Source organism: Methylobacterium sp. 190mf (assembly GCF_900107945.1).
In the GTDB taxonomy this organism is placed as follows: domain Bacteria; phylum Pseudomonadota; class Alphaproteobacteria; order Rhizobiales; family Beijerinckiaceae; genus Methylobacterium.
Genome location: NZ_FNVI01000030.1, coordinates 57,334 through 69,423, shown reverse-complemented (window position 1 = coordinate 69,423; position 12,090 = coordinate 57,334). Strand labels below are relative to the sequence as shown.

The window sequence follows — 12,090 nt, the reverse complement described above, 5'->3', positions numbered from 1 at the left end:
CTGCCGGACGCCTACCAGGACCACGACAGCCCGGAGAAGATGTACGCCGAGGCGGGCCTCGACGCCACGACCATCGTCAGGACCGCCCTCGACACCCTGCCGGCGGAGACCGGCAAGGCCGAGCCGGCGAGCAACGTGGTGAGCGTGCGCCGCCGCCCCCGCTGACGCCACGGAGAGCGCGGTCTCCCGCGCTCATTCCGTTCGCTGTCGATGTGTTCGGACCTCCGCCCGTGATGACGGCGAGGGCATCTCAACCACAGCCTTGAGACGGAAACGGAATCCCACCTCATCCTGATGGGCGGAGCGCAGCGTAGCCCTCGAAGGAGCCCTCCAGCGGTCTCACGATCCCTGGAGGGCTCCTTCGAGGCCCGCTGACGCGGGCACCCCTCAGGATGAGGGCGTGGAAGGGAGGCTCGGGGTGATTGCCCTACCCCAGCGCCTGCTCCACCGCCTTGCCGCAGGTCTGCGTGTCGGCATTCCCGCCGAGGTCGCGGGTGCGCAGCGTCCGCTCGGACAGCACCCGCTCGATCCCGCCGACGATCTCGGCCGCCGCCGCGTGCTCGCCGAGATGCTCCAGCATCATCGCCCCCGACCAGATCTGGCCGATCGGGTTGGCGATCCCCTGGCCGGCGATGTCCGGCGCCGAGCCGTGGACCGGCTCGAACACCGACGGGTGCACCCGTTCCGGGTTGATGTTGCCGGACGGCGCGATGCCGATCGTGCCCGTGCAGGCGGGCCCGAGATCCGACAGGATGTCGCCGAACAGGTTGGAGGCCACCACCACGTCGAACCGATCCGGGTTCAGGACGAAATGCGCGGTCAGGATGTCGATGTGGTACTGGTCCCACCGGACGTCCGGGTAGGCCTCGGCCACCGCCTTCACCCGCTCGTCCCAGTACGGCATGGTGATCGAGATGCCGTTCGACTTCGTGGCCGAGGTCAGGTGCTTCTTCGGGCGCTTCTGAGCCAGTTCGAACGCGAACCTGAGGATCCGGTCCGTCCCGTGCCGGGTCATGATCGTCTCCTGCAGGGCGAACTCCCGGTCGGTGCCGGCGAACATGCGGCCGCCCGCGTTCGAGTACTCGCCCTCGGTGTTCTCCCGGACCACCCAGAAGTCGATGTCGCCGGGCTTGCGGTCGGCGAGCGGGCACTTCACCCCCGGCATCAGCCGCACCGGGCGCAGGTTCGCGTACTGGTCGAATTCCCGCCGGAACAGGATCAACGAGCCCCAGAGCGAGATGTGGTCGGGCACGCGCTCGGGCATGCCGACGGCACCGAAATAGATCGCGTCGTGGGTCTCGATCCGCGCCTTCCAGTCCTCCGGCATCATCCGGCCGTGCTGCTCGTAATAGTCGCAGCTGGCGAAATCGAACCAGTCGAGCTGGAGGCCGAAGCCGTGCCGCTTGGCCGCCTGCTCCAGCACGCGCACGCCCTCGGGCACGACCTCCTTGCCGATGCCGTCGCCGGGGATCACCGCGATGCGGTAGCGACGCTGCTGGCTGTTTTCTGGGGCGGCCATGAATCCTCCACGCGTTCCGAAGTGCGGGCCTCCGCGGGGCCCGGGTCGTTGGCGTCAGGTGATTGGTCCGCGCCGGTGTCGGGTCAACACCCCGGCCTGACAATCAGTCGGTTTCGCCCGCCATCGCCCGGCGCTGGCGGTCGAGCTCCTCGCTGTAGCGCTTGAGGGTGTGGCTCTCGGTGAGCAGGCCCAGCACCTTCCGGCTCTCGGCGCTCTCGACGACCGCGAGCGCCTCGCTCTCGGTCCGGTCGAAGGCGGCCGCGGCGTCCTTGGCGTTCATGCCCGGCGTCAGGAAATCGTCCGCGTGCAGGAGCAGGTCGGCGAGGACCGGCTGCGCGTCGGCGCCGGAATCCCGGGCGGCCGCGTGCGTCTCGGGCACGTTCAGGATGCCGGCGTAGCGCCCCGCCCCGTCCACGGCGATCACCCGGGAGGGCGAGCCGAGGGGATGGGCGCGCAGGAAGGTGGGCAGCGGCGTGTCCAGGGCCACGGTGCCGGGATTGCGGCGCATCAGCCGGCCGACGGTGAGCGAGCGGATCCAGCCGACGTCGTGGGGGCTGCGGATGCTCTCGCCGCGCAGGTGGAAGCGCCACGTGGCGAAGGAGTAGCCGAAGGTCTTGCGCACGGTGAGGGAGGACGCAATCACCGCCGCCAGCACGACGCCGGTGATCGGCAGGCTGCCGGTGACCTCCAGGGCCAGGAACGTCATGGTGAGCGGGCCGCCGATGACCGCCACCGCCAGCGCGCTCATGCCGATCACCGCGTAGGCGAGCGGCGTCAGGCCGAAATCCGCCAGCGGCGGCACCAGCACGGGGGCGAGGGCGGCGAACAGCTTGCCGGCGATGGCCCCGAGGAACAGCGACGCGAAGAACAGGCCGCCGCGGAAGCCCGAGCCGATCGAGATCGCCGAGGCCGTGGCCTTAGCGGCGAACAGCCAGGCCAGGACCGCGATCCCGTGCCCCTGCCCCTCGGCGGCAAAGTGCATGTGCAGGGCGCCGTGGCCGCCCGAGAGCACCTGCGGCGTCGCGAGCAGCGCCAGCGCGCCGACGCACAGCCCCCCGAAGGCGGGCGCCGCCACCCGCGGCACGCCGGAGGCCTGGACGAGGCGCTCGACCAGCGTGACCCCGCGCATGATCAGGATCCCGAGGCCCGCGCAGAACAGCCCGAGGGCGAGGCTCGGCAGGATCTCGAGGCTGGTGACGTGCGAGGTCGTGACCGCCTGCATGTCGCCGAGATCGACGAGCGGCTGCGCCTCGATCAGGGCGCGCGAGATCAGGTTGCCGCACAGCGCCGCGACGACCACGGGCGTCAGCGTGGCGATCGAGTAGGTGCCGATGATCAACTCGAAGGCGTAGAACGCGCCGGCGAGCGGCGCCCCGAAGCCGGCCGCGATCGCCCCGGCCGCGCCGCAGCCGACCAGGGTGCGCAGGTCGCTGCGCCGCACTTCGAAGGCGATGCCCAGGCGCGAGGCGAGGCCTGAGGCGATCTGTGTGTAGCCGGCTTCCAGACCCACCGAGGCGCCGGACCCGTTCGAGATGACGTTCTGGAGCGCGAGGTAGAGGCTGTCGCGCAGGGACATGCGGCCGCCGTGCAGGGCGTTGGCCTCAATCGGGTCGATGGCCGGGCGCTTGCGCGGGCCGCGGACGTAGTTGGCGGCGACGATCAGCAGGCCGAGGACGGCGCCCCCGAGGCACGGGCCCACGAGCAGGAGCGCCGGCGGCACGGCGTCGACGGCGCTGAGGCGCGCGCCCGCGGGCAGCTGGTAGAGATGCTCGCGCAGGGTCTGGGTGATCCAGGTCATGGCGGACACCGCCACGCCGGCGACGCAGCCCACCAGGGTCGCGAGGGCGACGAGGCCGCCCTCGCTCCGTCGGACGAGGCTGCGGAGCCGCCCGGGGGCCTGGACGAGCCCGATCCCGGTCCAGCGCCGACGGGGCCTCCGCGCCGGCCTGACGGGCCGCCGGGCCGGGACGTCGGCCGATCCGTCGCCGGGCGCCCTGCCCCCGCCGGCGGCGCCCGATGGCTGTCGCGCGCTCACGGTCCGCCCCCTCGCCTCCGGTCCGCCCGATCGGCGGGGCCGACGCGTCGGCCCCGCCGCCGCAGTTACAGCCGGGGCCGAGCCCGTTGCAAACGGGCGGTGCTGCGGGAGCGCGGCCGGCCCCGGCGCGGGGGGCTCGGACGGCGCTGTCCACGAAGTCCAAATCCCGTGCACGCATCGCCTTGAAAACTGCCGCGGCCCACGATACACCCCGCGCCAGTGCCGCCGTAGCTCAGTTGGTTAGAGCACCAGATTGTGGATCTGGGGGTCCCCCGTTCGAGCCGGGGCGGTGGTACCATCCATTCAGCTCGACAGCGCGAGGGGTTGGCGGATCGCCAGCCCCTTTTGCTTGTGCGCGGATGGCGCCGCGCCGGATCAGGGCCGCCCCGAACCCCCACCCGATCGGAGTCGACGGGACCGGTCCTCGCGCCGGAGCCGGCCTCTACACAGGCGGCAGCTCCAATGCTCACGCACGTTATAGAATCGCCAAATTTGGTCGCATAGCGTCCCGGCTGGGAGAAGACTATCTTCGTTAGCGTGAAGACTGCCATGAAGAGCACGACACAGCAGGATCAGCTCGAGATCGTGAGCGACCTCGCGGCCTCGCTCGCCGACCGGATGCTGATGGAGCGCCTGACACAAGGGAAGCTGCCCCTCGCGAACGCGAGTCGCCTCTGGACAGCCTCGCTGCTCCTGGAAGAGCACGCGCGGCCCATCCCGCGCATCGTGACGGACGTCCTCGAGCAGGTCCGGCACGTGGAGCCGGACGACGAGGATGCGGTCGACGGGGACGACGCCGACGGGATCGGTGCGGGGCCGGAACCGGACTTGGCCGCGGCGCGGCGTGCGGCCCGGCCGGCGCGCCGGCGCGGGCTCACCCGCTTGCTCCGACCGTTCCGGCAGGCGGCCGAAGGCTGACCCGCGTCGACGGCGCCGGACCATCTGGCGGATCCGGAGTTCCCCGCGCGCGCCCGGGACGCTAAGACCGTTCCCGAGCGTGGCGGCGGGCGCCGCCGCGCCAACGGGCTTCGGGACACGAGAGATGAGCATCCCTGAACGGCGCGTCCGCACCCTGTTCGACGAGGCGGCCATCGCCAAGCGCAACGACGAGCTCGCCCGCGAGATCCTCGCCGCGCGGCCCGAGAACCTCCTCGTCGTGGCGGTGCTCAAGGGCAGCTTCATGTTCGCGGCCGACCTGCTCCGGTCGCTGCACCGGGTGGGTCTCGCCCCGCAGGTCGAGTTCGTGCACCTGTCGAGCTACCGCACCGGGACGGTCTCCAGCGGACAGGTCGAGATCCTGCGCGACGTACAGAGCGAGGTGCGCGGGCGGGACGTGCTGCTCGTGGACGACATCCTGGAATCCGGCCGGACCGTCGTCTTCGCCAAGGACCTGCTGATGGCCCGCGGCGCCCGGCGCGTCCTCACCGCGGTGCTGCTGGAGAAGCCCGGCAAGCGCGCCGTGACGATCGACGCGGATTTCGTCGGCTTCACCTGCCCCGACGTGTTCGTCGTCGGCTACGGGATGGACGCCGCCCACGCCTTCCGCCAGTTGCCCTTCGTGGGCGTGGTCGATTACGGGGACGGCGCCCCGGATCTGTTCGACGCCTGACCGTGCCCGCGGCGCGGCATTTTCGCCGCGCGCCGCGACCCGCGGGACAATTCAGCCTGCGACGACTTGACAGACGGAGAATTCGTCTGCGTCTGTCGACATTTGAGCGTGCGCGGCGTCGCGACGCGGCGCGTGCGGATTTCGGGGACGGTTACGGGACCACATGGCGCGCATCCTCCTGGTGGATGACGAAGAGACCGTCCGGGGCTTCCTGAAGCGGGGGCTCGAGATCGACGGGCACGCGGTCGTCACGGCCAACGACGGCAGCGACGGGCTGGACCGCCTCAACGAGGCCGATGGCGGCTTCGATCTGATGCTCACCGACATCCGCATGCCGCTCATGGACGGCATCGCGCTGGCCCTCGCCGCCAAGCGCGACTTCCCCGACCTGACCATCCTGCTGATGACCGGCTTCGCCGATCAGCGCGAGCGCGCGCGCGGGCTCGACGCCATCGTCACCGACGTGCTGACCAAGCCCTTCTCCCTGGCAGATCTGCGCGCCACGGTGAGGCGGGCGCTCGCCGCCTGAGCCGGGCGAGACCGGTTCAGAAGAACTTAAACATTGCTCTTAGGTTGAGCTTCACGAAAGCGTGGCATCTTCGGTCCGACTGATCAGACCGAGCACGGAACGCCATGTATCGCCGGGACCGGGACATCGACGCGGCGGCGTACCAGGCGGACCGCTACGGCTGGGAGCCGGACGACAGGGACTGGGACGACGACCGCGACGCGCGGCGGCCGCGCAGAGGCGTCGTCGGCCGGCTTTTCTCGCCGACGAAGCTCGCCCTCCTCGCGGTGCCGGCCGGGCTGTTCCTGTACGGCAGCTTCGCGGATTGCAGCGCCCGCCCGGCGGCGGGCTGGCTCGGTCTTGTCGGGGCCGGGGCCTGCGCCCGTACCGAGATGCTCGGCAACGTCCTGTCGATCCAGGACAACCTCGCGCTCCTGAAGCGGCTCATCGACTGAGCGCCCGCTCAAGGCCCTTCCGCGCTCCGCCGATCCGCTCCGAACCGACCTCCGCGAGGCCGCCATGTCCACCCGCCCGCTCCTCCCGGCCTCGTCCGGCCGCGCCTCCGACGCCCTCGAGGAGGCCCAGTTCCGCGCTCGCATGGCGCGGGTCGGCCCGGACGGCGCGCACCGCACCCCGCGCCGGAACCGGGCGCCCGAGCGGCGGCGCGGCTTCCGGCTCGGCTGGAAGGGCTGGCTCGTCGTCGACTGCCTGGTCGTGCTGCTGGTCGTGGCAGGGGTGGTGGCGTGGCCGCCGGTCCAGTCCTGCCGCAACCAGGACCAGACGGTCGGGTTCTACGCCGGCGATTCCGTCGGCAAATGCATCCGGCGCGGCATCGCTGACCGCCTCGACACCGCCGACCAGCGCCTCAAGAGCCTGATCCGCCGCTCGGGCCATTGAGGGCCGGCCGCGCAGATCCTGGCGCGGCTCGGATTGAGCGGCGCTTGTACGCCGTTTCTGCGAACCGAGTATCTGTCTCGCGCGCCCCGCCACCTTCCGTTCTCAACGCCCCCCACGCGGTGGCGGCGGGTCTGAACCGGTACGCCTGTGCCGACCAACGAAACTATTGATAATATTTCACATCCAACGCTCGAAATGTTCCAGGGCGCCCATACATTGGTGCCGTATTACACCAATGGACGAGTGCTCATGCCCGGATATCGAAATCCGGGCCTAGCTTCCCTCTCGACGGCGACTACGTTGTCAAAACTGAGTTGAATCGAACGCCATATTCCTGGCTGCGCGAACGCATGGAGCGCAAGAGCCGGCACTTCAGAACGTTCGCCGACGACATGAAGCAATTCGCCGATTTCTCGGACGTCGCTGACCGCGACCTCGACGGCCGGACACCGCTCCTGCCGAACGGCTACTTCAGCTACGGCGACGCATTGGCCCTGACGACTGTCCTCGCCACACGCAGGCCAGCCCAGTATGTCGAGGTCGGAAGCGGCAACAGTACGAAATTCGCTCGCCGCGCAATCGGCAAGTACAAGCTCGACACCAAGATCGAGTGCATCAACCCCAATCCGCGCTCAAGCGTCCGCGACATTGCGGATAAGTGGATTTCTAACGGCCTCCTCGATGTTGACCCGTCCTACTTTCAATCGCTGAAGGGTGGCGATGTGCTGATGCTGGATGGCAGCCATCTCCTGTTCCATGGCAGCGACACGACGCATTTCTTCCTGCGAATCTACCCGCTTCTCCGACCGAGCGTGATCGTGCATGTGCACGACATCCATCTGCCATATGAGTATCCTGAGATTGCGACAGGCTTTTTTTGGAACGAGCAATACATTCTCGCCATGATGTTTTACTATAAGCCTGCGTCCGACATTATCGCTCCGATCAAGTACAGGCATCGTGAGGGCATGTGCGACGAGGGTGCCGGCTTCTGGTTCGAGGTCTAGCGGGATCCGCACCGGAAATCGCCATCGCTTCTGACACATTGGCAACCGCTCGGCATACGCATGGCGGTGAACGGAATGACGGGCAGGGAATATGTGAGCGATACGGCATTTCGCGCGCATCCAACGGCGAACGGGCTTCGCGTTGATGCGATCATCGGAGGCCTTCTACGCTTCTATACGAACGAGCGGAGTACCGGACGATGCCTGGGCTGACCTAGCGGCCTGCCGGTCCGGGCGAGCCCTCCCTCGGAGGCCAGGCCACCCCGACCGGATCGGCGGCGGCCGCGCCGTGGCGCTGATCCACGGCAACAGCCCCTGTTGCTCGCGCGAGCGGCGCCCTCGACGAACTTCACCCTCGACAGGGATACGTTGGGTCGGACCAACCCTGCCCGCGCAGATAGGGATCGACCCGGTCGACGAGAGCTTCCCGACCTGTCGGACGCGGCACCGGGCTCAAGGGTCGAACTCGCGCGGGACCTGCGCGCCACGGTGCGGGCCTAGACAGAGGTCCCGACCTCCATCGGTCTCGGCCCGACCAAGCCCTGCTTAAGGGGTGCCGGTGCGCGGGGCGGGTCAGTCGGCACGACTGGAACACCAAGTTGTCGATTCGTACGCAGCGGGACACGACGCAGGTGAGCAATCTGCCGGTGACTGACGCGTGAGCGGTCGTATCACCGACCACGTGCCGCCGACTCCAGCTCAGGCGCGCATTGCCGATTGTTAGCCATAGGCCTCCGACCGAGCCAGCGCGTGCAGCGAGCGAGGCGCGCGCACGGCAGTGGATCCCGGCACGCTCTGCAATATCGAAGGCCGTCGACGAATCTGGGCATCAAGCCTTCTCGAAGCCCACACATGTTAGCCATTCGGATATGGTGATACGTTCAATAGCGTAATCTTCTATATAATTTCAAAATTTCCCATTCAGAGGTACGATCCGGATTAAGATATTAATCCCGGCTTCCGGGAGGGACGGAAACGATGACTCTGAGTGAACGCCTCTTTCTGACGAAAGGGCGGCCATCCGGCTTCGATTATATGCGAATTGGTCTAGCCGCAATGATAGTTTTGTGGCACACTGTGATAGTTTCTTATGGCATAGAAGCTCAAAGATGGCTCATTTTGGGACCGTCGCGGCCAATATGGGCCATGATACTTCCCATGTTTTTCGCACTGAGCGGATTCCTCGTTTCCGGAAGTCTAGAACGCTCTCGAACGATCGTCGGGTTCTTGGGACTTCGACTAATTCGCATCTTCCCTGCGCTGGCAGTGGAATCGACAATAGCAATGATGATCATTGGAGCGCTGTTCACGTATTACCCGCTCCCAAAGTATTTTACGGATCCGGGCTTTTGGTCCTATACTTTGAACATGATAGGCGTCGTTCGGTATTATCTCCCCGGCGTCTTTACTGATAATCCAACTACGCAGGTGAACGCGCAATTATGGACACTTCCTTACGAATTGTATTGCTACATATTGATATCTGTATTTTATATAATCGGTTTCTACAGATCGGAAAAACTGATTTTGTTCGGCTGCCTGGTGATGCAAGTCTTAGTCATGATCGCCATTTATACGCGAACGCAGGTTGACGAAGGGACTGTTCGCGGCCCTGTGCTTGTCTTATCCTTTCTGTACGGCGCGTACCTCTATCGGGTCAGAGATCGAGTTCCATATAGCGCCCCGATTTTCTTCGCATGCGCCATTGCCATGGTTGGGTTTCTTTATCTTCCAATCTTCAATGCCCTCTCCGCACTTCCTGCCGCCTACGTGACTATCTATTTGGGGATGCGGAATCCGACACGGTCCGCAATTGTGTCAAGCGGAAATTATTCATATGGCATTTTCTTGTATGGATTTCCGATACAACAGGCAGTGTCTGCAGTTTTTCCGGATCTTCGGCAGTGGTGGATTAATTTTCTAATTTCGACCCCGATAATAATTTCGGTTGCCTATTTTTCATGGCATTGCATTGAGAAAAGAGCACTCTCCCTTCGGGGTCCGTTGATGAAATTCGAAAGCTGGTGCATGTCTTATTGCGGAAAACTATTTCATACATGTAAAAACAGTATCGCATACGACCTGAAGAGCAGATAGGTATCTCGTCAATTTAGATGTATGCTGCACACGGGAAGCAACAGGAATATCAAAAACTGAATTCAGTATCGACCGCACATTCTAGATATCTGGATCCTGTCCTCTCAGGACGATCCCTCCCAGCGAAGCCGCTACAAGTCGCGAGCGGTTTCGTCGTCGACCCCGCTACCCGGGTGCGATCAGGATGCACGTGCACGCCTTGCCAACAGGTCTCCGCCTGCGGCGATCGGTTGGGGAGGCGATCACCCATTCGATGATCTGGCAGGCGACCCTACCACTGACGCCGCTTCCCTGCGCGAAGCCGCTCAACCGCTCCATTACGCGTTCGACAGTCGCCGCTCGGGCGGCACCGGGATCTATCACGCTCACCCCTATATCGAGTGCCCCAGCAGGATCGCGGTCCGAACCATGTTGCGCTTTCGAGCCGGCTTGTGGGCGGCGCGCGCAACGGCCGCACGAGTGTTCTGTTGAATGGTCGCGTTGATGTCACGGCGCCGATCCTTCGGAAGCGGGTAGGTCCTGCCGGCGCGGTCGGCCAGCACCGCGACGACCACGGCGCGGATCGCCCGATCGGTAACCTCGCGGTCTCGCGCAGCTCGGCGAGTCGAGGGTTCCTTGGCCATTCACTCCCAAACCGTGGACTTTGCCATGAACTGTGCCGCCTCCCGCATCGCTCGGGCGCCGGCCTTCTTCGGCCCACTCCAAAGGGTCGCGCGCATGCACGATGAACGGAACGTGCCGAGATGTGTGCCTTGACGAAGCGCCCCCAAACGTAGTCAAAAGCGCCTCTGACGCACCGAAACCGCCAATTTTCTCAATGGTTTCAGAGCGCGAGCCGGTGTAGCACAGCGGTAGTGCAGCGGTTTTGTAAACCGAAGGTCGGGGGTTCGATCCCCTCCGCCGGCACCACGACATTCGATCGCCGAGGCCGGGCCTCGCGCCCGTGGGGCGTGACCGTCGTCCGGCACAGCGCGTCGGCTGAGGCCGCGCCACCGCGCCGATCCCGATGTCGCGACGGGCCGGTCTCGGGTGGGAGTTCCGGCCCGATTCCGTCGGCACCGCCGCCGCGACACATCCGGCGCCGGCCTGTCTCACCGCTCCCGGATCCGGTCGCGGACCGCTGCTTGACGCTGGGATGCCAGCATGCCCTCCTGGCCGAAAGACAGAAACTGCCGCGGAGGACGGTCTGCCATGGCGTCGATCCGGAGTTGCGTGCTCTCGGTCGCGATCGGCTTCGCCGCGCTCGCCGGGCCGGCCGTTGCCGAGCCGATCCGCGTCAAGGTCGGCGTCCTCAACGACATGTCGGGCGTCTACGCCGATACCGGCGGCAAGGGCTCCGTCGTCGCCGCGCAGATGGCGGTCGAGGATTTCGCCAAGACCGAGCCGGGCGTGCAGGTCGAGATCGTCTCGGCCGACCACCAGAACAAACCCGATATCGGCGCCGCCGTCGCCCGCCAGTGGTACGACCGCGACGGCGTGGACGCGATCCTCGACGTGCCGACCTCCTCGGTTGCGCTGGCGGTGAGTCAGGTCACCCGCGAGAAGAACAAGGTCTTCATCGACTCGGGGGCCGGCACCACGGAGCTGACCGGCAAGCAGTGCTCGCCGAACACGATCCAGTGGACCTACGACACCTACGCCCTGGCGCACGGCACGGCCGGCGCCATGCTCAAGCGCGGCGGCGACACGTGGTACTTCCTCACCGCCGACTACGCCTTCGGGCTCTCCCTTCAGAACGAGGCGAAGGCCGTGATCGATACGGGCGGCGGGCGGGTACTGGGCGCCGCGCGGGTCCCGTTCCCCGCCACGGACTTCTCCTCGTTCCTGCTGCAGGCGCAGGCCTCGGGCGCGAAGGTGGTGGGTCTGGCCAACGCGGGCGGCGACACGGTCAACGCGGTCAAGCAGGCGCACGAGTTCGGGCTGACCGACGGCGGCCAGAAGCTCGCCGCCCTGCTGATCTACGCCGTCGACGTCCACGCGATCGGCCTGCAGACCGCGCAGGGCCTCGTGCTGACCGAGTCGTTCTACTGGGATCTCAACCCGGAGACCCGGGCCTTCTCGGAGCGCTTCTACCCGCGCAACGGCAACAGCATGCCGACGATGAACCACGCGGGCGTCTATGCCGGGCTCCTGCACTACCTGAAGGCCGTGGCGGCGACGAAGTCGACGGACCCGCAGAAGACCATGGCCTGGATGAAGGCCAACCCGACCGACGACCCGCTGTTCGGCAAGGGTGTGGTCCGGGCGGACGGGCGCAAGATCCACCCGATGTACCTGTTCGAGGTGAAGGCGCCGTCCGAGTCGAAGGGCCCGTGGGACCTCTACAAGGTGCTGGAGACGATCCCCGCCGAGCAGGCCTTCCGCCCCCTCGCCGAGGGCGGCTGCCCGCTCGTCGCCAAGCCGTAGGGAGGGAGCCGA

Annotated in this window: 10 protein-coding genes and 2 tRNA genes; 9 read left to right on the top strand and 3 right to left on the bottom strand. The window is 66.5% G+C overall.

Annotated features, from left to right (window positions below):
- Positions 1 to 427: 427 nt before the first annotated feature.
- The gene (locus C4T42_RS26880; protein WP_020094395.1) at positions 428 to 1,519 is read right to left on the bottom strand and encodes a tartrate dehydrogenase; all 1,092 of its coding nucleotides are present in this window, start codon (positions 1,517 to 1,519) and stop codon (positions 428 to 430) included.
- Between the two features lie 103 nt (positions 1,520 to 1,622).
- Complete coding sequence (locus C4T42_RS26875) at positions 1,623 to 3,431, bottom strand: chloride channel protein (protein WP_026605121.1); 1,809 nt, start codon at positions 3,429 to 3,431, stop codon at positions 1,623 to 1,625.
- A 344-nt stretch (positions 3,432 to 3,775) separates the two neighbouring features.
- On the opposite strand from C4T42_RS26875, the gene C4T42_RS26870 reads away from it, so the two are divergent.
- The 7 genes from C4T42_RS26870 to C4T42_RS26840 all read left to right on the top strand — a co-directional run bounded on the left by C4T42_RS26870 (position 3,776) and on the right by C4T42_RS26840 (position 7,575).
- Positions 3,776 to 3,852: transfer RNA gene (locus tag C4T42_RS26870), tRNA-His, on the top strand.
- A 251-nt stretch (positions 3,853 to 4,103) separates the two neighbouring features.
- Entirely contained in the window at positions 4,104 to 4,472 is a 369-nt protein-coding gene (locus C4T42_RS26865; RefSeq protein WP_020094393.1) for a hypothetical protein, read from the top strand.
- A 124-nt stretch (positions 4,473 to 4,596) separates the two neighbouring features.
- Entirely contained in the window at positions 4,597 to 5,163 is a 567-nt protein-coding gene (gene hpt, locus C4T42_RS26860) for a hypoxanthine phosphoribosyltransferase (protein WP_020094392.1), read from the top strand.
- Between the two features lie 163 nt (positions 5,164 to 5,326).
- Positions 5,327 to 5,692, top strand: a complete 366-nt coding sequence (locus tag C4T42_RS26855) for a response regulator (protein ID WP_007567202.1) — start codon at positions 5,327 to 5,329, stop codon at positions 5,690 to 5,692.
- Positions 5,693 to 5,796: 104 nt separating this feature from the next.
- A complete protein-coding gene (locus tag C4T42_RS26850) occupies positions 5,797 to 6,126 on the top strand; it encodes a hypothetical protein (protein WP_020094391.1) in 330 nt (109 codons plus the stop codon).
- A gap of 64 nt (positions 6,127 to 6,190) precedes the next feature.
- Positions 6,191 to 6,568, top strand: coding sequence for a hypothetical protein (locus tag C4T42_RS26845; protein ID WP_020094390.1), 378 nt, complete (start codon positions 6,191 to 6,193; stop codon positions 6,566 to 6,568).
- A gap of 350 nt (positions 6,569 to 6,918) precedes the next feature.
- The gene (locus C4T42_RS26840; RefSeq protein ID WP_020094389.1) at positions 6,919 to 7,575 is read left to right on the top strand and encodes a class I SAM-dependent methyltransferase; all 657 of its coding nucleotides are present in this window, start codon (positions 6,919 to 6,921) and stop codon (positions 7,573 to 7,575) included.
- Positions 7,576 to 10,043: 2,468 nt separating this feature from the next.
- Here the strand turns inward: C4T42_RS26840 and C4T42_RS26830 are convergent.
- Positions 10,044 to 10,295, bottom strand: coding sequence for a hypothetical protein (locus C4T42_RS26830; protein WP_103986162.1), 252 nt, complete (start codon positions 10,293 to 10,295; stop codon positions 10,044 to 10,046).
- Between the two features lie 211 nt (positions 10,296 to 10,506).
- On the opposite strand from C4T42_RS26830, the gene C4T42_RS26825 reads away from it, so the two are divergent.
- Positions 10,507 to 10,581, top strand: a tRNA-Thr gene (locus tag C4T42_RS26825).
- Positions 10,582 to 10,863: 282 nt separating this feature from the next.
- The gene (locus tag C4T42_RS26820) at positions 10,864 to 12,078 is read left to right on the top strand and encodes an ABC transporter substrate-binding protein (protein WP_042671735.1); all 1,215 of its coding nucleotides are present in this window, start codon (positions 10,864 to 10,866) and stop codon (positions 12,076 to 12,078) included.
- The last annotated feature ends 12 nt before the right edge of the window (positions 12,079 to 12,090 follow it).

What these genes read in the sequence shown, in the direction of transcription:
- C4T42_RS26845 (WP_020094390.1), top strand. Translation starts at nt 6,191, where the DNA reads ATGTCCACCCGCCCGCTCCTCCCGGCCTCGTCCGGCCGCGCCTCCGAC.
- C4T42_RS26830 (WP_103986162.1), bottom strand. Translation starts at nt 10,295, where the DNA reads ATGGCCAAGGAACCCTCGACTCGCCGAGCTGCGCGAGACCGCGAGGTT.
- C4T42_RS26850 (WP_020094391.1), top strand. Translation starts at nt 5,797, where the DNA reads ATGTATCGCCGGGACCGGGACATCGACGCGGCGGCGTACCAGGCGGAC.
- C4T42_RS26865 (WP_020094393.1), top strand. Translation starts at nt 4,104, where the DNA reads ATGAAGAGCACGACACAGCAGGATCAGCTCGAGATCGTGAGCGACCTC.
- C4T42_RS26820 (WP_042671735.1), top strand. Translation starts at nt 10,864, where the DNA reads ATGGCGTCGATCCGGAGTTGCGTGCTCTCGGTCGCGATCGGCTTCGCC.
- C4T42_RS26855 (WP_007567202.1), top strand. Translation starts at nt 5,327, where the DNA reads ATGGCGCGCATCCTCCTGGTGGATGACGAAGAGACCGTCCGGGGCTTC.
- C4T42_RS26880 (WP_020094395.1), bottom strand. Translation starts at nt 1,519, where the DNA reads ATGGCCGCCCCAGAAAACAGCCAGCAGCGTCGCTACCGCATCGCGGTG.
- C4T42_RS26840 (WP_020094389.1), top strand. Translation starts at nt 6,919, where the DNA reads ATGGAGCGCAAGAGCCGGCACTTCAGAACGTTCGCCGACGACATGAAG.
- hpt (WP_020094392.1), top strand. Translation starts at nt 4,597, where the DNA reads ATGAGCATCCCTGAACGGCGCGTCCGCACCCTGTTCGACGAGGCGGCC.